The organism is Streptomyces sp. NPDC093600, from assembly GCF_044764755.1.
Taxonomy (GTDB): domain Bacteria; phylum Actinomycetota; class Actinomycetes; order Streptomycetales; family Streptomycetaceae; genus Streptomyces.
On sequence record NZ_JBIWIU010000003.1, the window covers coordinates 590,512 to 608,130 of the forward strand.

The window sequence follows — 17,619 nt, forward strand, 5'->3', positions numbered from 1 at the left end:
TCTCTGACGACGCGCCGACTGACGGAATCGCTCCCACTGGTGGGCCCAGACCGTAGCGGCAACCGGCGCCAAGCAACAGAGGAGTCGAAGAAGTTCCTGGTCGAATGTGTTCGACTCTTCGGGCACCTTGACGCCCTCGCGTCCCGTCTGCACAGTGGGAGCGCTCCCACTGGTTCAGAGAATGTGCATTTCTCTCCGCACGCCCCCACCTCCCCGAGCCGCGAGGAGAACCATCCCCATGCCATTACGCCCGCCGCGCAGACGACGCGGCCTGCCCGCCGCGCTGGCCGCAGCCCTGTTCCTGCCCCTCGGAATGACCGCCGTCGGCACCACCGCCCACGCCGCGGCGGTGCAGTGCAGCGTGGACTACAAGACCAACGACTGGGGCTCCGGCTTCACCGCAGAGCTGACCCTCACCAACCGCGCCACCACCCCGCTGGACGGCTGGACCCTGACGTACGACCAGACCGGCGACCAGAAGCTGACCAACGGCTGGAACGGCACCTGGTCCCAGTCCGGCAGGACCGTCACCGTCACCAACGCCACCTGGAACAGGACCGTCGCCGCCGGAGCGGCCGTCACCACCGGCGCCCAGTTCGGCTACACCGGGACCAACGCCGCGCCCACCGCCTTCGCCGTCAACGGCACGCCGTGCGCCGGGGCCCACCAGCCACCGGTCGCCGTGCTCACCAGCCCGGCCGCCGGAGCGGTCTTCACCCAGGGCGACCCCGTCCCGCTGGCCGCCACCGCGGCCGCCGCCGACGGCGCGAGCGTCGGCAAGGTGGAGTTCTACAGCGACACCACCCTGCTCGGCACGGACACCACCGCGCCGTTCACCTTCAGCGCGACCGGCCTCGCCGCCGGCGCCCACTCGCTCTACGCCAAGGCGTACGACAGCATGGGCGCCTCCGCCGAGTCGGCCCCGGTGGGCATCACCGTCGCCGCCGGGGCGGCCCTCGTCGCCACGCCCGCCCAGCTCGGGGTCCGCCAGGGAACCACCGGCACCTTCGACCTGAAGCTCTCCACCCGGCCGGCGGGCGATGTCACCGTCGCCGTCACGCGCACCTCCGGCAACGCCAACCTCACCGTCAGCGCGGGCGGGAGCCTCACCTTCACCCCGGCGAACTGGAACACCGCCCAGAAGGTGACCGTCGCCGCCGCGGCCACCGGCACCGGCTCGGCCGTCTTCACCGCGACCGCCCCCGGCCATACCAAGTCCGAGGTCACCGTCGCCCAACTGGCCGCCGACTCCACCTACGACGCCCGCTTCCTCGACCTCCACGGGAAGATCACCAACCCGGCCAACGGCTACTTCTCGCCGGAGGGCATTCCGTACCACTCGGTCGAGACCCTGATCGTCGAGGCCCCCGACCACGGCCATCAGACGACCTCGGAGGCGTACAGCTATCTGATCTGGCTCCAGGCGATGTACGGCAAGATCACCGGCGACTGGACCAAGTTCAACGGCGCGTGGGACATCATGGAGAAGTACATGATCCCCACCCACGCCGACCAGCCCACGACCGGTACGTACAACGCCTCCAAGCCCGCCACCTACGCGCCCGAGCACGATCTGCCGTCGCAGTACCCGGCGCGTCTCGACTCCGGCGTCGCGGCCGGCTCCGACCCGATCGCCGGCGAGCTGAAGAGCACGTACGGCACGGACGACATCTACGGCATGCACTGGCTCCAGGACGTCGACAACGTCTACGGCTTCGGCAACGAGCCCGGGAAGTGCTCCGCGGGACCGACGGCGACCGGACCCTCGTACATCAACACCTTCCAGCGCGGACCGCAGGAGTCCGTCTGGGAGACCGTCACCCACCCCACCTGCGACGACTTCGGCTACGGCGGGAAGAACGGCTACCTCGACCTCTTCACCGGGGACGCCTCCTACGCCAAGCAGTGGAAGTTCACCAACGCCCCCGACGCCGACGCCCGCGCCGTCCAGGCCGCCTACTGGGCCGACATCTGGGCCAAGGAGCAGGGCAAGGGCGCCCAGGTCACGGCCACCGTCTCCAAGGCGGCCAAGATGGGCGACTACCTGCGCTACGCCATGTTCGACAAGTACTTCAAGAAGTCCGGGAACTGCGTCGGGCCGGCCGCCTGCCCCGCCGGCACCGGCAAGGACAGCGCGCACTACCTGATGTCCTGGTACTACGCCTGGGGCGGCGCGACCGACACCGCCGCCGGCTGGTCCTGGCGGATCGGCTCCAGCCACGCCCACGGCGGCTACCAGAACCCGCTCGCCGCCTACGCCCTGAGCGAGTACGCCCCGCTCAAGCCCAAGTCGGCCACCGGCGCGGCGGACTGGGCGACCAGCCTCGACCGTCAGCTGGAGTTCTATCGCTGGCTGCAGTCCTCCGAGGGCGCCATCGCGGGCGGCGCCACCAACAGCTGGCAGGGCCGCTACGCCACCCCGCCGGCCGGAACCCCCACCTTCCACGGCCTGTTCTACGACGAGAAGCCGGTCTACCACGACCCGGCCTCCAACCAGTGGTTCGGCTTCCAGGCCTGGTCGATGGAGCGGGTGGCGGAGTACTACCGGCAGACCGGTGACACGGCCGCCAAGACCGTCCTCGACAAGTGGGTCGCCTGGGCCCTGTCGAAGACCACGATCAACCCCGACGGCACCTACCGGATCCCCTCCACGCTCCGGTGGTCCGGCGCCCCCGACACCTGGAACGCCGCGAACCCCGGCGCCAACGCGGGCCTGCACGTCACCGTCACCGACTACACCGACGACGTCGGCGTGGCCGCCGCCTACGCCAAGACCCTGACCTACTACGCCGCCAGGTCCGGCCACGCGGAGGCCCAGCGGGTCGCCAAGGCGCTGCTCGACGGCATGTGGGCCCACCACCAGGACCCGCTGGGCATCGCCGTCCCCGAAACCCGCGCCGACTACAACCGCTTCGACGACCCCGTGTACGTGCCGAGCGGCTGGACCGGCACCATGCCGAACGGCGACCCGGTGAACTCCTCGTCCACCTTCTCCTCGATCCGCTCCTTCTACCAGGACGACCCGGCCTGGCCGAAGATCGAGGCCTATCTGGCGGGCGGCGCCGCGCCCGTCTTCACGTACCACCGGTTCTGGGCCCAGGCGGACATCGCCCTGGCCATGGGCTCGTACGCGGAGCTGCTCGAGTAGCAGCCGCCCCGCCAGGAGCCGGCTCCGCGTACGACAGGGCCGGACGGACCCGCTTCCCCGGGCCCGTCCGGCCCTTGCGCGTGGGAGTTCCTCCGCCTTACGGTCCTGTTCGAGAAAGCGAGTGCCGTTCGATATATCGAACGGCACTCGCGCTCTTGAATCCATTCAGCAGGGCCGCGGCCCCGCCCGGACGGAAAGGCGCCATGCGACGCGTCTGTTTTCTGCTCAAGGTCCGCGCCGATCGGCTGGACGAGTACCGCGCCCAACACCGGGCCGTCTGGCCCGAGATGCTCGACGCCCTGACCGCCGCCGGCTGGCGCAACTACTCCCTCTTCCTGCGGGAGGACGGACTCCTGGTCGGCTATCTGGAGACCGAGGATTTCGAGGCCGCCCGCGCCGCCATGGCGGCCACCGGGGTCAACACGCGCTGGCAGACGCGGATGGCGCCGTTCTTCGAGGCGCTCGACGGCGCTCCGGACGCCTCGATGGTGCCGCTGGCCGAGGTCTTCCACCTCGACTGAGCCGCTTCCGCGAGAAGCGCCTCGACGGATCCTGTCCGAACCGTTGACGTCCGGCCCGGCCGTCCTTACGTTGTGCCAGCAAGCGCTTTCTTGGAACGTTTCAATGCAGGAGGAACGGTGCGTACTCAAGGGACGGTCGACCGGCGGGGACTGCTCAAGCTCGCGGGTGGCTCACTGGCCGCTCTCGGCCTGACCGCCGCGGGATGTGGCAGCGGTGGCGGCTCCGGCGACGGGACCGTCACCATCCGGTACGCCTGGTGGGGTTCGGACGACCGTGCCAAGCGCATCAACCAGTCGATCGCGCTCTTCGAGAAGAAGTACCCGAAGATCAAGGTGAAGACCGACTTCCAGCCCTACCTCGACTTCTGGAAGAAGTTCAACACCCAGGCGTCGGGCGGCAATCCGCCGGACGTCTTCCAGAACGCGGTCGGTTTCCTGCGCAAGTACGACGAGAAGAACGTCCTGCTCGACCTGAGCGACCAGGTGAAGGCCGGGAACCTGCGCATGGACGGTTTCCGGGCCGGCCTGGAGAAGTTCGGCGAGATCGACGGCAGGCTGCTCGGCGTCCCCGTCGGCAGCAACTCCATGGCGCTCGTCATCGACCAGGCCGTCTTCGAGAAGGCCCGCGTCACTCCGCGCCCCGGCTGGACCTGGGACGAGTTCCATGCCGCCCTCGCCACGATCCGCGACACCCAGGGCCGGGCCGGCGACAGCGGCATGTACGGCGTGATGTACCTCTACGACCTCCATCTGCGCCAGCACGGCAAGGCGTTCTTCACCGACAAGGGCCTCGGCTTCACCGAGGCCGACCTCACCGACTGGTGGACCAAGGGGTACGCCGGGGTGAGGGCGGGCCTCTACTCCGACCCGAAGCGGGTGGCGCAGGTCAAGCCGAAGTCCGCCGTCGCCGCCGAGCTCGCCGCCTCCGAGTTCACCTGGGACAACTTCACCATTCGCTACACCTCGGAGGGCAAGAGCCGGTACGGCCTCGCGCCCATCCCGACGAGCGACGGCAAGCGGACCGGGCAGTACCTCGGCTCGCTGATGCTCAGCGGCTCCAAGCGCACCAAGCACCCCAAGGAAGTCGCCCAGTTCATCGACTTCATGGTCCACGACCCCGAGGTCGCCAAGGTGATGGGCTTCGACCGGGGTGTTCCGGCCACCATGGCGCAGTACGAGGCGTTCAAGCCCTCGGACCCGGTCGCCCAGCAGATCGCGGCGTACGAGAAGCAGCTCGTCGACACCCGCGTCCTGGAGACGATCACCCCGCACCCGGCCGGCGCCGATGTCTGCGAGGCGGCCTTCCTGCGCCTCGCGGAGGAGATGGCCCTCGGCAAGCGGTCGGTGGGAGACGCGGTGAAGCAGTACTTCACCGAGTGCGCGACGGCGCTCGGCTCCTGATGGGCCCCGCCGTGACACACGTCCCCTCGGCGTCGCCGGAGACGGAGCCCGCCAGGCCGCGCTCCGCCGCCGGAGCCGGCCCGGCCCCCGCCCCGCCGGGCGCGGGCCGCCGGGCGCGACGCGAGAACCTCGCCGGGTACGTCTTCATGTCCCCGTGGATCGCCGGCTTCCTGCTGCTGACCGCGGGACCGATGGTCGCCTCGCTCTACTTCGCCTTCACCGACTACAACCTCTTCGACGCTCCGCGGTGGATCGGCCTGCGGAACTTCACCGACATGTTCGCCGACCCCCGCTGGCGGACCTCGGTGGAGGTGACGAGCTGGTACGTGATCGTCGGTACGCCGCTGAAGCTGGCCGCCGCGCTCGGTGTGGCCCTGCTCCTCAACCAGAGCCGACGGGGCCAGGGCTTCTACCGGGCGGCGTTCTACGCTCCCTCGCTCATCGGCGCCAGCGTCTCCGTCGCCATCGTCTGGCGCGCCCTCTTCTCGGACGATGCCGTCGTCGACCGGACGCAGCAGCTGTTCGGCCTGGAGGCGGGCGGCTGGATCGGTGACCCGGACCGGATCGTCTACAGCCTGGTGGCGCTCACCGTCTGGCAGTTCGGCGCGCCGATGGTGATCTTCCTGGCCGGTCTCAAGCAGGTGCCGCGCGAGCTGTACGAGGCTGCGGAGATGGACGGCGCCGGCGCGTGGCGGAGGTTCTGGCACATCACGCTGCCGATGATCTCGCCGGTGCTCTTCTTCAACGTGCTCCTGGAGACCATCCACTCCTTCCAGATCTTCGGCTCCGCCTACATCCTCGGCGGCCAGGGCAACGCCTGCGGACCGGCCGACGCGACGCTCGTCTACACCTGCTACCTCTACATCCAGGGCTTCGAGAACAGCCGGATGGGCTTCGCCTCGGCGATGGCCTGGATGCTGCTGCTCGCCGTCGGCCTGGTGACGGCGGTGCTGTTCTGGTCCCAGCGGCGCTGGGTGCACTACGAGGAGGCCTCCCGATGACGATGACAGGCGTGTCGCGGAGTACGGGCTCGGTCGCCTGGCACGTGGGGGCGCTCGCCGTCCTCGCGGTCGTGCTCTATCCGGTGGTGTGGGTGATCGGCGGCTCGTTCAAGCCGAACGACGAGATCGTCGGCAGTCTGGAGCTGTTCCCGACCGATCCGATCGTGGAGAACTACAGCCGGCTCGCCGACGGCATCGCCGACATCCCGATCTCGACCTTCTTCACCAACTCCCTGCTGCTCGCCGTCGGTTCGGTGGTCGGCGTGCTGTTCTCCTGCTCGCTGGCGGCGTACGCCTTCGCCCGGATTGGTTTCGCCGGGCGCGGGCTCCTGTTCGCCGTGATGATCGGCACGCTGCTGCTGCCGTACCACGTGCTGCTCATCCCGCAGTACGTGCTGTTCCAGAAGCTCGAACTCATCAACACCTACACGCCGTTGCTGCTCGGCAAGTATCTGGCGACGGACGCCTTCTTCGTCTTCCTGATGATGCAGTTCATGCGGAACCTGCCGAAGGAGCTGGACGAGGCCGCGCGGCTGGACGGCTGCGGGCATCTGCGGATCTACTGGTCGATCGTGCTGCCGCTGTGCCGGCCGGCGTTGATCACCAGTGCGATCTTCACCTTCATCAACGCGTGGAACGACTTCATGGGGCCGCTGATCTACCTCAACGAGCCGGAGAAGTACACCGTCTCGCTCGGCCTGAAGATGTTCGTCGACCAGGACGGTGTGGCCAACTACGGCGGCATGATCGCCATGTCGCTGGTGGCGCTGCTGCCGGTGCTGCTCTTCTTCCTGGCCTTCCAGCGGTATCTGATCGACGGCATGGCCACCTCGGGACTCAAGGGCTGAGGGGGATGCTCAAGCCGCGGACTCTGGACCGGTTCGGCGTCTTCGCCGAGTGCCTTCTCGTGGGGGTGTGGATCGCGGTCGCGTCGCTGCCGCTGGTCACCCTCCCGGCGGCGCTGGCCGCCGGGGCGGCGCATCTGCGCCACTGGAACGGGGGAGAGGAGAGCGGGTGGCGGCGGTTCGCCGCCGACCTGCGGTCCGCGGCCCGGCGCGGCTGGCTCGTGGGTCTCGCCGGGTGGGCCGCCCTCGGCCTGGTGTGGCTGGATCTCGCGATCGTACGGACGGGACTTCCGGGCGGCCGCGTCGTGGGCGCGATCGGGGTGCTGGCGGCGATCGGTCTGGTCGTCACGGTCCTGCGGGCCTGTGCGGCCTGGCGGCCGGGAGCGTCGTGGCGGACGCTGCTGCCCGCCGCGGCCCGCCGCACCGTCCGCGACCCGGCCGGCTCCCTGCTGGTCGTCTGCGGCTTCGCCGTGATCGCCGCCTCCGCCTGGTTCGCGGCGCCCCTGGCCGCCCCGGCGCTCGGCATGCTCGTCGCCGCGACGCTTGCGATCGAACACCGCACCACGACGACGACAGCCTGATGCCGGGTCGGGGCCTCGCGGCCCCGTGCGCCGGCGGATCGGGGCGCGTCGCCCTCGCGTATGTCATGCACATGGAAAGGAAAGTGGATGTCCTCGATTCCCCGCAGGTCCCTCCTCAAGGCCGCCGCCGTCGCCGGGGCCGCCGCGCAGTTCAGCTGGGCGCTCGGGCGCGGCAGCGCCCAGGCCGTCCCCGGCGCCGGAACACCCGCCGCCGACCGGCCCGTCTCCGTCGGCTGGCTGGAGGGCGGTGGGCTCGGCGCCGCGCCCGGGTCCACGTTCGGCGTGCCGTGGCCCAAGGGCGTCCACCCCGCCGACCGCACCTTCGCGCTCACCACCGCCGACGGCGAGGAGGTCCCCGTACAGACATGGACCACCGCCCGCTGGCCCGACGGCTCACTGAAGTGGACCGCGCACGCCGTCGGCCCCGAGGCCGCCGGGGCCGAGCGGTACACCCTCGCCCCGGGCGCCCCCGCCGCCACCACCTCGCGGATCACCGTCACGGAAACCGGCCGCCGCATCACCATCGACACCGGCACGATCAGGGCGGTCGTCTCCCGCGACGGCGAGAAGCTCGTCGAGTCCGTGACCCGCGGAGCCACGAAGATCGCCACCGACGGGCGGCTCGTCCTGCTGCGCCAGAGCGACCTCGACGACGGCGACCAGGGCAACGCCAAGTGGGAGCGGTTCGACGGCGAGATCAGCGGCGCCACCGTCGAACAGCGCGGCCCCGTCCGCGCCGTGGTCCGGGTCGACGGCAAGCACCGCAAGGGCAGCCGCAGTTGGCTCCCGTTCAGCGTCCGCCTCTACTTCTACGCCGGCGCCGACTCCTTCCGGATGGTGCACACGATCACCTACGACGGCGACCAGGCCAAGGACTTCATCCGCGGCCTCGGTGTCCGCTTCACCGTCCCGATGCGCGACGCCGCCTACGACCGCCACATCCGCATCGCCGGCCAGGACGCGGGCTTCCTCACCGAAGCCGTCCAAGGCATCACGGGACTGCGCCGCGACCCCGGCGCCGCCGTCCGCAAGGCCCAGGTGAAGGGAGAGAAGCTGCCCGACCCGGCCACTTGGGATCAGCGGGTCACCACCCGGCTGCGGTACATCCCCACGTGGGGCGACTACACCCTCTCCCAGCTCTCCGCCGACGGCTTCACCGTGCGCAAGCGCACCAAGCCCGGCCACGGCTGGATCCCCGCCGGCGGCGGGCGCCGGGCGAACGGCTTCGGTTACGTCGGCGGACCGAGCGGCGGATTCTCCTTCGGACTGCGCGACTTCTGGCAGAAGCACCCCGCCCAGCTCGACATACGGGGCGCCGCCGGCGACGCCGCCGAAGTCACCCTCTGGCTCTGGTCACCCGAGGCCCAGCCCATGGACCTGCGCTTCTACCACGACGGCATGGGCCAGGACACCTTCCCCGAACAGCTCGAAGGCCTCAACATCACGTACGAGGACTACGAGCCCGGCTTCGGCACCCCGTACGGCATCGCCCGCACCAGCGAGCTGATGTTCTGGGCCAACGCCGCCACCCCCACGGCCGAGACGCTCGTCGCCCAGGCCGCCGCCGTCCGCACCCCGCCCCAGCTCGCCGCGAGCCCCGAGGACCTGAGCCGCGCCGGAGTGTTCGGCGGCCTCTTCGCCCCCGTCGACCGCTCCACGCCCGCCAAGGCGACGATCGAGGACCACCTCGACTACCTCTTCACCTACTACAAGGACCAGGCCGAACAGCGCCGCTGGTACGGCTTCTGGGACTACGGCGACATCATGCACACCTACGACGAGGACCGGCACCAGTGGCGGTACGACGTCGGCGGCTACGCCTGGGACAACTCGGAACTCTCGCCCGACCTGTGGCTCTGGTACGCCTATCTGCGCTCCGGCCGCTCCGACATCTTCCGCTTCGCCGAGGCGATGACCCGCCACACCGGCGAGGTCGACGTCTACCACCTCGGCGCCTGGGCCGGACTCGGCACCCGCCACGGCGTCCAGCACTTCGCCGACAGCGCCAAGCAGCAGCGCATCTCCACCGCCGTCTACCGCCGCCCCTACTACTACCTCACCGCCGACGAACGGGTCGGCGACCTGATGCACGCCCTCGTCGACTCCGACGAGACCTTCCTCGCGCTCGACCCCATCCGCAAGATCCGCACCGAGCCCTACACCCCGGACCGCCACGCCCTCTCCATCGGATTCGGCACCGACTGGAGCGGACTCGCCGCGGCCTGGCTCACCGAGTGGGAACGCGGCGGCCCCAAGGCCGCCAAGGCCGAGGCCAGGCTGCGCTCCACCATGGAGACCATCGCCGCCCAGCCCAACGGATTCGTCCAGGGCACCGGCCTGTACGACCTCGACACCGGCCGGTTCGCCATCGCCTCCCAGCCCGCCGTCGGCGTCTCGCACCTCTCCGCCATGTTCGGACTCGTCGAGATGTGCGCCGAGCTCATCGACCTCGTCGACATGCCGAAGTTCAAGGAGGCGTGGCTCGACTACTGCCGCTACTTCAGCGCCTCCAAGACGGAACAGGCGGCGCGCTACGGCAAGAACTTCGGCACGCTGCTCCTCTTCCAGGGCCACTCCCGCCAGGACGCCTACGCCGCCGCCCAGTTGAACGACGCCGCGCTCGCCAAGCGCGCCTGGGTGAAGTTCCACGCGAGCGACGGCTACACCTCGGCGATGGTCTGGGACAAGACCCCGGTCCAGGGCCCGGCCGCACTCGAACCCGGCTACGAACACCTCTGGATCAGCACCAACACCACCGCGCTGTACGGACTCGCCGCCATCCAGAACCTCGCCCTCGTCGGCGACAGCCTGCCCGAGTAGCGAAGAGAGGCAACGATGAGACGCACCGCCCTGCTCACGGCCGTCGCCACGGTCGCCGTCGCCCTGGCCGCCGCCCCGTCCCCCGCCCGCGCCGACGGCCCGTACGGCCCCGGCCTCGAACACTGCGACACCACCGGCACCGGCCCGGTCGTCTGCCACGTCGACGTCCCGCCCGGCACGTACGACGTCACGGTGACCCTCGGCGGCGACACCGCCGGCAGCACCTCCGTGACCGCCGAGACCCGCCGCGCGCTCCTGGCCGAGACGGCCACCGCGGCGGGGGAGCGTACGAAGCGCCAGGTCACCGTGCACGTACGCGACCCGGAGGGCGAGCCCACCGGGCCCGCCGGAAGCCCCGGCCTCGATCTGACCTTCGCCGGCGCCGCTCCCCGGCTCGCGGCCCTGCAGGTCACCCCGGCCCCCGCCGCGCCGCGGATCGTCCTGATCGGGGACTCAACCGTGTGCGACCAGCCGGGCGAGCCGTACGCCGGCTGGGGGCAGTACCTGCCCCGCCACCTGAAGCGCGGCATCGCGGTCGCCAACTACGCCGACTCCGGTGAGAGCACGGTCAGTTACCTGGCGAACCCGGCGCTCTTCCCGACCGTCCAGCCGCTCGTCCGCCGCGGTGACGCCGTCCTGATCCAGCTCGCCCACAACGACAAGCAGACCGACGCGGCGACCTACCGCGCCAACCTCACCACCCTGGTCCAGGGGGTACGGGCGCGGGGCGGCCGGCCCGTGCTGGTGACGCCGATCGTCCGCCGCTGGTTCAACGCCGACGGCACCTTGAACAACGGCACCGCCCTGCTGGTCAACGGCCTCGGCGTGGACCACCCGGCCGAGATCCGGCGTCTCGCGGCCGACCTCGGCACCCCTCTCGTCGACCTGACCGCGCTCACCAGGGCCAGGGTCGAGGAGCTGGGCCCCGAGGCGTCCAAGGCGCTCTATCTGACGACCGAGAAACGGGACAACACCCACACCTCGGCGCGCGGCGCCGACGAGTACGCGGCGCTCGTGCTCGGCGAGCTGCGCGACCGGGGAATCGTCCCGGAGCGGCTGATCCGCTGAGGCGGCGACGCGAACCAGCCCCGCCGGGGGCGCCCCGGTCACGAGGCGCCCCCGGCGAGGGCCTTTCTAGCGGCCCGCTCGGCGCTTGTTCCAGACGTCGAACCCGACCGCCGCCAGCAGCACCAGGCCCTTGATGACCTGCTGGTAGTCGGTGCCGATGCCGACCAGCGACATGCCGTTGTTCAGGACACCGAGGACCAGACCACCGATCACGGCGCCCATCACGGTGCCCACACCGCCGCTCATCGACGCGCCCCCGATGAACGCCGCCGCGATCGCCTCCAGTTCGAAGTTCAGACCCGCCTGGGGCGTGCCCGCGTTGAGCCGCGCCGCGTAGACACAGCCCGCGAGCGCCGCGAGAACGCCCATGTTGACGAAGACCAGGAACGTGACCTTCTTGTCCTTGACGCCGGAGAGCTTGGCCGCCGCCTTGTTGCCCCCGAGCGCGTACACATGGCGGCCGACGACCGCGTTGCGCATCACGTACCCCAGGCCGATCAGCAGCGCGCACATGACGAGCATGACGATCGGCACGCCGTGGAAGCTCGCGAGCGTCAGAGTGAAGGCCACCACCGCCGCCGTCATGGCCACGCACTTCAGCGCCCACAGGCCGGCGGGCAGCACCTCCAGCTCGTACGCCAGCTGGCGGTTGCGGTCACGCCACTCGCGCAGCAGCAGGAGGACGACGGTCAGCAGACCGAGCAGCAGGGTCGGGTTGTGGTACTGCGTGTAGGGGCCCATCTCGGGGATGAAGCCCTTGGCGATGTTCTGGAAACCCTCCGGGAACGGCGCCAGGGACCGGCCCTCCAGGAAGATCTGGGTGAGACCGCGGAAGAGCAGCATCCCGGCGAGCGTCACGATGAACGACGGGATGCCGAGGTACGCGATGAAATAGCCCTGCCAGGCGCCGGCGAGCGCGCCGACCAGCAGGCAGAGCACCAGCGCCAGGAACCAGGGCATGTCGTGCCGCACCATCAGCACGGCCGAGAGCGCCCCGACGAACGCGGCCAGGGACCCCACGGAGAGATCGATGTGACCGGCGATGATGACGATCATCATGCCCATGGCCAGGATGAGGATGTAGCTGTTCTGCTGGATCAGGTTGGAGACGTTGTTCGGCAGCAGCAGCGTGCCGTCCGTCCATATCTGGAACAGGACGACGAGGAAGGCGAGCGCGACCAGCATGCCGTACTGGCGCATGTTGGCCCGCACGGCCTGCAGGAGCAGCGCACCGGCCGACGGGGGCTCCGGCCGCGCCGTCTTCGGGTCCCGCGTGGAGGGGGTCGTGGTGGTCATGGCGGGCCTCAGCTCCTGCTCATGGTCATGTGGCGCATCAGTCTTTCCTGGGTGGCCTCGGCGCGGGCGACCTCACCGGTCAGCCGGCCCTCGGCCATCGTGTAGATCCGGTCGCACATCCCGAGGAGCTCCGGCAGCTCCGAGGAGATGAACAGCACGGCCTTGCCCTGTGCCGCCAGCCGGTCGATGACGGTGTAGATCTCGTACTTGGCGCCGACATCGATACCGCGCGTCGGCTCGTCGAGGATCAGCACCTTCGGGTCGGCGTGGATCCACTTGCTGAGCACGACCTTCTGCTGGTTGCCGCCGGAGAGCCGGCCCACCTGCTCGAAGACCGTCGGCGTCTTGATGTTCATGGAGGCGCGGTACCGCTCGGCGACCTGCCGCTCATGGTGCTCGTCGACCACGCCGCGGCGCCGCATCCCCGGCAGCGAGGCGAGGGAGACATTGCGGTGGATCGTGTCGATGAGATTGAGGCCGTACCGCTTGCGGTCCTCCGTCACATAGGCGAGCCCCGCCTCGATCGCGGCCGGAACGGTCCCGGTGGACGCCTCCTCCCCGTCGATCTCCACCGATCCGGCGACGTACCGCCCATAGGAGCGGCCGAAGACCGACATCGCCAGCTCCGTGCGGCCCGCGCCCATCAGACCGGCGATCCCGACGATCTCCCCCCGGCGGACGGTCAGGGACACGTCGTCGACGACGGTACGCCGCTGGTCCACCGGATGGCGGACGGTCCAGCCGCGCACGGCCAGGGCCACCCGGCCGGAGTCCCCGCCCTCGTAAGGGGTGCGTTCGGGGAAGCGGTGGTCGAGGTCGCGGCCGACCATGCCGCGGATGATCCGGTCCTCGGAGAGCTCCGGCGCCGCGTCCGGAGCCGGGCGGACGGAGAGGGACTCGACCGTGCGGCCGTCCCGCAGGACCGTCACCGCGTCGGCGATGCGCCGGATCTCGTTCAGCTTGTGCGAGATGACGACGGCGGCGACACCCTGGTCGCGCAGCTCCAGGATGAGGTCCAGGAGGGCCGCGCTGTCCTCGTCGTTGAGCGCCGCCGTCGGCTCGTCGAGGATGAGCAGCTTCACCTCCTTCGAGAGCGCCTTGGCGATCTCCACCAGCTGCTGCCCGCCCACGCCCAGGTCGGCGACCGGGGTGTGCGGGTTCTCGCGCAGCCCGACCCGGTCCAGGAGACGGCGGGCGCTGCGCAGCGTGTCGTTCCAGTCGACGATCCCCCGGCGGGCCTGTTCGTTGCCGAGGAAGATGTTCTCGGCGATGGACAGATGGGGGATGAGAGCCAGCTCCTGATGGATGATCACGATGCCGCGGCGTTCGCTCGCGCGGATGTCCTTGAACGCGACCGGCTCGCCCTCGAAGTGGATCTCGCCCTCGTAACTGCCGTGCGGGTGGACCCCGCTGAGCACCTTCATGAGGGTCGACTTCCCCGCTCCGTTCTCCCCGCAGAGCGCGTGGATCTCCCGGGGCCCGACCGTCAGGTGCACCTCGCTGAGCGCGGTGACACCGGGGAAGGTCTTGGTGATGCCGCGCATCTCCAGCACGGGCCGGGTCATGACAGCTGTCCCGCCGTGAAGTACCCCTCGCGTACGAGGAGTTGTGTGTTGGACTTGTCGATGCTGACCGGGTCGAGCAGGAAGGAGGGGACGATCTTCTTCCCGTTGTCGTAGTCCTTGACGTTGTTGACCTCGGGCTTCCTGCCGTCCAGTACGGCGTCGCCCATGGCCACCGCCCGGGCGGCCAGCTTCCGGGTGTCCTTGAAGACCGTCTGCGTCTGCTCGCCCCGGATGATGGACTTGACCGAGGCCAGCTCGGCGTCCTGCCCGGTGACGATCGGCAGCGGCCGGTCCGCCGTCCCGTAACCGGCGCTCTTCAGCGCGGAGATGATGCCGATGGAGATGCCGTCGTAGGGGGACAGGACCGCGTCGACGCTCTCGGCGCCGTAGTTCTTGCTTATCAGGTCGTCCATCCGCTTCTGCGCGGTGCCGCCGTCCCAGCGCAGCGTGGTCGCCTGGTTCATCCGCGTCTGCCCGCTGCGCACCACCAGCTGTCCGCTGGCGAGGTACGGCTGGAGCACCTTCATGGCGCCGTTCCAGAAGTAGCGCGTGTTGTTGTCGTCCGGCGAGCCCGCGAACAGTTCGATGTCGTAGGGCTTGCCGGAGCTCTTCGCGGGCGCCCCCAGCTTCAGCCGGTCGACGATGTACCGCGCCTCCAGCTCGCCGACGCGCTCGTTGTCGAAGGAGGCGTAGTAGTCGACGTGTTCCGTGCCCATGATGAGCCGGTCGTACGAGATCACGGGGATGCCCGCGTCGTGGGCGCGCTTGAGGACGTCGGTGAGCGCCGAGCCGTCGATGGCGGCGACCACAAGCAGCCGGCGGCCCTTGGTGATCATGTTCTCTATCTGGGCGATCTGGTTCTCGACCTTGTCGTCGCCGTACTGCAGGTCGGTCTCGTAGCCGGCCTGCCGGAACTGCTTCGCCATGTTCTCGCCGTCGGCGATCCACCGCTCCGACGCCTTGGTCGGCATGGCGAGGCCGATGGTGCCGCCCTTGCCGCTGTCGGGCTGGTAGCGGCTGCCGCCGCGGGCCTCCTGGCCGCAGGCGGTGAGGGCGAGGACGAGCAGGGAGGCGAGGGCGGCCGCCCGGAACGTGCGGGTGCGCATGGTCAGTTCCCTTCGGGGGCGGGGAAACGCCGGAGCTCGCCGGGCAGCCGGGAGCCCAGCGGGGACATACCGGCGCCGGCACCGTGCCGGGCCAGCAGATCGAGGACGAGCCGCCCGCGCCGGACCCGCTCGCGGGCGGTGGCGAGCGTGTGCTCGCGCAGATGGGCGCCGTACGGATAGATGCCGGCCGCCTTGCTGAGGCCGAACTTCAGATAGAGGGGCGCTCCCCGGCGGATCAGCTCCGCGGCCTCGTACATCCGGACGAAGCCGCCCAGGTCGTCGGGGGCCTCCACATAGAGGTCCAGGGGGGCACGGCTGGCCCGGCGGATCTCGGTGAGGTGCTCCAGGGTGAGGTCGGAGGGGACGTTGAGGGAGTCCGCGCCGAGGTGCTCGTAGACGGCGTACGAGGCCGGGTTGGCGGGGCCGGTCAGCGCGGACAACTTCAAGGTGGTGTCCGCGGGGAGCACGCCCGTCGTACGCATCCGGTGCAGCGTCCACAGCACCCCCTCGTCGGCGACGAGCAGACAGCGGACTCCCAGCTCCGTGGCGCGCAGGGCGTCCTCGACGCACCCGGCGAGCGCGTCATGGCCGCGGGCCCGCAACCCGGCGCCGCCGGAGTCGGTACGGGTGGCGGCGCCGGTGTCCCAGGTGCCGCGCGGACCCGTGAACAGGCAGAGCTCGATGGCCCGTTCGGCGCAGGCGTCCACCATCTCGGTGATCTCGGTGTCGGTGAGCATCCAGACCCCGCTGCCCTGGCTCACCCGGTGCACGGGTACGTCGAGCCGGGAGCTCTCCTCGAGGACGGTGGCCAGCGCCTCCGGCCCTTCGACGGAGGGGATCTCGGTGCGCCAGGTGCCCCCGTCGGGGAAGGAGTGCGGCGAGGCGTCGGCGGGGTCGACCGGTGGAACGGGGTGGCCGATGCGGGCGAGCGCGTCGGCGCCCGGACGGCGGGGCGGTAGCGGTGGGGCGGTCACGGATGTCCTTTGTTCGACAGGTCGGACACGGTCCGAGGCGGAGGGTGTGCGGCGGTGGCGCGCGGGTGCGGCGGTGCGCGGGTGCGGCGGTGGGGCGGGTGCGGCGTTGGGTGTACGGCGGTACGGGGCCGCCGGGGGCTTCCCGTACCGCCGTACGCTCGGGGTGCCGCGCTCAGGGGCGCAGCAGTACCTTGCCGGTCCCGGGGTCGCCGCCGCCGACGAGGGCGACGGCCTCCGCGAACCGTTCCAGCGGGAACTCGTGGGTGATCAGCGGGGCCGGATCGAGCAGTCCGAGGCCGAAGGCCCGTACGGCCTCGGCCCAGGCGGCGGAGGACGCCCCGAAGACGCTGCGCACCTCCAGCTGGCTGAGGGAGAGGTGCACGGGATCGATCCCGGTCGCGCCGGGGGTGAACATCCCGGTCAGAACCACCCGTCCGCCCCTGCGAGCCAGCAGGCAGGAGGCCGCCGCCGTGGACGGCGCTCCGGCCGTCTCCACGACCAGGTCGAAGCGGCCGGTCCCAGAGGCGGCCTCGTCCGGGGTCAGGGCCTCGTCCGCCCCGTGTGCGAGCGCCTGCTTCCCGCGCGCCGCCCGGGGATCGACCACGACCAGCTCGGCGGGGGAGGAGGCGGCGAGCAGCTGGACGGCGAGCAGTCCGAGGGTGCCGGCGCCGACGACGGCGATCCGCTCGCCGGGGCGGGGGCGCCCGGCCCGTACCGCGGCGGCGATCACGGCGGCGGGCTCCAGGAGCGAGGCGGCCCGGAGGTCCGCCTCGTCGTCCAGCAGGTGCAACAGGCGGACGGGGACGACCACATGGTCGGCGAAGGCGCCCGGCTCCGTGAAGCCGGTCTCCGCGTATCCGGCCGTGCACAGGCTGGTCTCCCCGCACCGGCACCGCTCGCACATCCCGCAGGACCGGAAGCCCTCGGCCACACAGCGGCGTCCCACCAGTGCCGGGTCGCCCCCCGGGCCGACCGCCTCCACCGTCCCGGACCACTCGTGGCCGGGGGTGACCGGGTAGCGGACATAGCCCGGGTCCCGGTGTCCGTCGTAGATCTCGCGGTCGCTCATGCAGATCCCGGCGGCGGCCACCCGTACGCGTACCTCACCCGGTCCGGGCTCCGGCGGCTCCCGTCGTACGAGGCGGTGTCCGCCCGGCGCGTCGACGACGATCGCGCGGCTCACTTCGGCTGCCTCCGTTCCCAGCCTTCGGCCCAGAGGTCGAAGCGGGCTTGTTGTTGGGGGTGTTCGGCTGCTGCGTCGGTGTCGAGTTCGATGCCGAGGCCGGGGGTGTG

13 protein-coding genes are annotated in these 17,619 nt (G+C 70.7%); 8 read left to right on the forward strand and 5 right to left on the reverse strand.

The window, feature by feature from the left end:
* The first annotated feature begins 238 nt into the window (after nt 1–238).
* The 8 genes from ACIRB4_RS12645 to ACIRB4_RS12680 all read left to right on the forward strand — a co-directional run bounded on the left by ACIRB4_RS12645 (nt 239) and on the right by ACIRB4_RS12680 (nt 11,385).
* Nucleotides 239–3,148: a glycoside hydrolase family 48 protein gene (locus ACIRB4_RS12645; protein ID WP_403290382.1), complete on the forward strand. Its 2,910-nt coding sequence runs from the start codon at nt 239–241 to the stop codon at nt 3,146–3,148.
* 203 nt (nt 3,149–3,351) lie between these two features.
* Nucleotides 3,352–3,669, forward strand: coding sequence for an L-rhamnose mutarotase (locus ACIRB4_RS12650; RefSeq protein ID WP_403290384.1), 318 nt, complete (start codon nt 3,352–3,354; stop codon nt 3,667–3,669).
* Between the two features lie 117 nt (nt 3,670–3,786).
* On the forward strand, nt 3,787–5,070 hold the full coding sequence (locus ACIRB4_RS12655) for an ABC transporter substrate-binding protein (RefSeq protein ID WP_403290387.1): 1,284 nt from the start codon (nt 3,787–3,789) through the stop codon (nt 5,068–5,070).
* A complete protein-coding gene (locus ACIRB4_RS12660; protein WP_403290475.1) occupies nt 5,070–6,071 on the forward strand; it encodes a carbohydrate ABC transporter permease in 1,002 nt (333 codons plus the stop codon). Before ACIRB4_RS12655 ends, ACIRB4_RS12660 begins: the two co-directional genes overlap by 1 nt.
* A complete protein-coding gene (locus tag ACIRB4_RS12665; protein WP_403290389.1) occupies nt 6,068–6,919 on the forward strand; it encodes a carbohydrate ABC transporter permease in 852 nt (283 codons plus the stop codon). Before ACIRB4_RS12660 ends, ACIRB4_RS12665 begins: the two co-directional genes overlap by 4 nt.
* A 5-nt stretch (nt 6,920–6,924) precedes the next feature.
* A complete protein-coding gene (locus ACIRB4_RS12670; RefSeq protein ID WP_403290392.1) occupies nt 6,925–7,497 on the forward strand; it encodes a hypothetical protein in 573 nt (190 codons plus the stop codon).
* 87 nt (nt 7,498–7,584) lie between these two features.
* A complete protein-coding gene (locus ACIRB4_RS12675) occupies nt 7,585–10,317 on the forward strand; it encodes a Tat pathway signal sequence domain protein (RefSeq protein ID WP_403290393.1) in 2,733 nt (910 codons plus the stop codon).
* Nucleotides 10,318–10,332: 15 nt separating this feature from the next.
* On the forward strand, nt 10,333–11,385 hold the full coding sequence (locus tag ACIRB4_RS12680) for a rhamnogalacturonan acetylesterase (RefSeq protein ID WP_403290395.1): 1,053 nt from the start codon (nt 10,333–10,335) through the stop codon (nt 11,383–11,385).
* A gap of 66 nt (nt 11,386–11,451) precedes the next feature.
* Here the strand turns inward: ACIRB4_RS12680 and mmsB are convergent, their stop codons facing one another.
* From mmsB to ACIRB4_RS12705, 5 genes are all read right to left on the reverse strand, one after another.
* Nucleotides 11,452–12,681, reverse strand: a complete 1,230-nt coding sequence (gene mmsB / locus ACIRB4_RS12685) for a multiple monosaccharide ABC transporter permease (protein ID WP_403290398.1) — start codon at nt 12,679–12,681, stop codon at nt 11,452–11,454.
* A gap of 8 nt (nt 12,682–12,689) precedes the next feature.
* A complete protein-coding gene (gene mmsA / locus ACIRB4_RS12690; RefSeq protein WP_403290400.1) occupies nt 12,690–14,246 on the reverse strand; it encodes a multiple monosaccharide ABC transporter ATP-binding protein in 1,557 nt (518 codons plus the stop codon).
* The gene (gene chvE, locus ACIRB4_RS12695; RefSeq protein ID WP_403290403.1) at nt 14,243–15,352 is read right to left on the reverse strand and encodes a multiple monosaccharide ABC transporter substrate-binding protein; all 1,110 of its coding nucleotides are present in this window, start codon (nt 15,350–15,352) and stop codon (nt 14,243–14,245) included. Before chvE ends, mmsA begins: the two co-directional genes overlap by 4 nt.
* 2 nt (nt 15,353–15,354) lie before the next feature.
* Nucleotides 15,355–16,326, reverse strand: coding sequence for a hypothetical protein (locus ACIRB4_RS12700; protein WP_403290406.1), 972 nt, complete (start codon nt 16,324–16,326; stop codon nt 15,355–15,357).
* A gap of 172 nt (nt 16,327–16,498) precedes the next feature.
* Entirely contained in the window at nt 16,499–17,509 is a 1,011-nt protein-coding gene (locus ACIRB4_RS12705) for a zinc-binding dehydrogenase (protein ID WP_403290407.1), read from the reverse strand.
* Nucleotides 17,510–17,619 lie beyond the last annotated feature (110 nt).